At 32.8% G+C, this 2,312-nt stretch carries 1 protein-coding gene; it reads right to left on the reverse strand.

Annotated features, from left to right (window positions below; all coding sequences use genetic code 11):
• Positions 1-86: 86 nt before the first annotated feature.
• Positions 87-1,511 carry a hypothetical protein gene (locus L2764_RS26820; protein WP_248943388.1) on the reverse strand — a complete coding sequence of 475 codons (1,425 nt, stop codon included), beginning with the start codon at positions 1,509-1,511 and terminating at the stop codon, positions 87-89.
• Positions 1,512-2,312: the final 801 nt, after the last annotated feature.

The raw sequence follows: 2,312 nt of genomic DNA on the forward strand, positions 1-2,312 counted from the left end.
GTAAGGTGTTCGATCAGGGTCATTGGGTTACATCTCAGAAAGTGAGGTGCGATTAGATCACAGTAATTCAGCAGATTCAATCTTTGTTAACAAAGTGCGATCCCGCCCTGATCAGTTGGCAAGGTCATGGGATAAAAGGCCGACAACCCTCTTAAACGCCAATGATCACTCCCCCAAGGCACTGACTTAGAAATTACCTTTATCTCTTTATTTTCATCCTCTTCATTAAAGCCTATCTGTAATAGCGTAATTGTTGCACCACCATTATGGTTTGGATTAAACGAATAAGTTTGACAGGCGAGCCATAACTGATCATTTAGCTCATTAACAAACTTCTTGGCTGAAGCAGCGAAGCAATAGCCACCCATAGTAGAATAATTTTCTATTTGATCCGTAATCTCATGACTTGTTACGTTGACAAATCCAAGACCATTCTCATCCGCACTCAATTGATAAGCGTAAATTCCTGACTTCCATCCTGTAAAAAATGGCCCTTTACTCGTGCTAGCAACAACCGCTAATTCGTTACCCTTTCCACGAAAATTACCAATTTGTAAATCGTAATTAGCTCTATCGCGAAGGATGGATAAGTCAGGTAACAATTGCTGAATATTCATATTGCCATTATTTACTACTGTATAAGCAGGCTTGCTGGTGCCATCATTATTGTTACATACAGAATGAATTACACTTGAATATTGCCCTGAGCATACCGTAAAGACATTAAAATGACTGTTAGAAGCAAACACAATCTCTTGATTGTCATCTCCGGTTAAATCACCGACAACAGGCTTGCCATATTGAGGTACATTCAGAACACCTGATATCAGTGTTTCAGGTTCATAGATTGTTGTAACACTCACGCCTTCAGCAGGAACCTTCACATCATTAGCTTTAATCAGTACAAAATGAAAACCATAAGAATTTAAAAGAGTTCGATTAAAATTGACGCTGTCACCAATAGCAATCACTTCTTCGGTGCCATTACCCGTAAAATCCGCTTTCACAGCGTAATAATTCACAGTATCTATTTGTAAATTTTCCGCATTATTAAAAACAGGTAAAGGCTCTGTAATCGACGGATAGTTATTCAACTCATGAACACCACCTGACTCAAATTTTTTATCATACACCTCAACAGAAAATGTTTCCTGATTGGCATTAGGTACCAGTGCAACGGTTGCATCATTTAATGTTGAAAATAATCGCGCCGCTAATACTTCACTCCCCGTTTCAGTATTCGCTTGATTTTTTGCTAATTCATGAAAAGCGACTGACTGTTTAGCTGTAAAATCATATGGATTAAGGATCTCACTTTGTTTAATTCTCGTATTAACTGAATTTGTTGTTAGATCAAAGTAACTTGAATTATAGAGTAAATCATCATGAGGGGACATATTATGAAATCCCTTTAACGGATCTTCTATAGCAAATGTCGTCATTGACAAAAACATCGAAGATAATATTCCTAAAGAGCGGGTTCTCGATATATTGTTACATTTTAACGTCATTATTTACATCCTTTATATTATTATTCCAAACAACCTTAAAGTAAATAAAAGTACACTTTCATCATTTATTATTAAATATTTTGTAAATCGAGTGCTATTTTAACTGGAACAAAGTAAATATAAATATGAATAGATGTTTCACTTGTTTAAACAAACTCAAACAAAAGATAAAAACCATACAAAGAAAAACATGTAATGAATTGTTTTTCACAAATAATATGTAACACACACACAGTTTAAGCAATTAATGTTAATGATTATTTAATTAACATGTAACATACAAAAAAACAAAAAATAAAATGGATTGAGTAAATACTTCAAACAAACTTACAAAAAAACACCTATATTTATTGTTATTTACCTTTTAGTTTTATTATCTACATGTAAATAAATTATGATTAAAATACTCTTAAAGTGAGATAGAGTCTTGTCTCTGTATTTACATTAATGCGAGATGAAGCAACCTAATTTATATCAACATATATTGTAAATGACTTCTAACAAATAAATGATCACTGTGATGAGTTAATAATGTAGCAAAAGTGAATAACCGTTAATTGAATTAAAAACTAAAAACATCAATTACGCATCTATTTAGAAGAACAGAACAGTATAAAAATCTAAGGCCAGATCATGAATGTTTTTTGTATAAAAAATGTTGAATTTGACCGAAATCTCAATGTGTGATCTTAAGTACCTGAGTATTAAATTACCATAAATTCGTTCACTATTAGAGCAACGTGATAATTTCAGTACTTATCGCATCATTGAACTTGTTTGTTTATCATTATTTTTGTATAA

Source organism: Shewanella surugensis, from assembly GCF_023284005.1.
GTDB lineage: Bacteria > Pseudomonadota > Gammaproteobacteria > Enterobacterales > Shewanellaceae > Shewanella > Shewanella surugensis.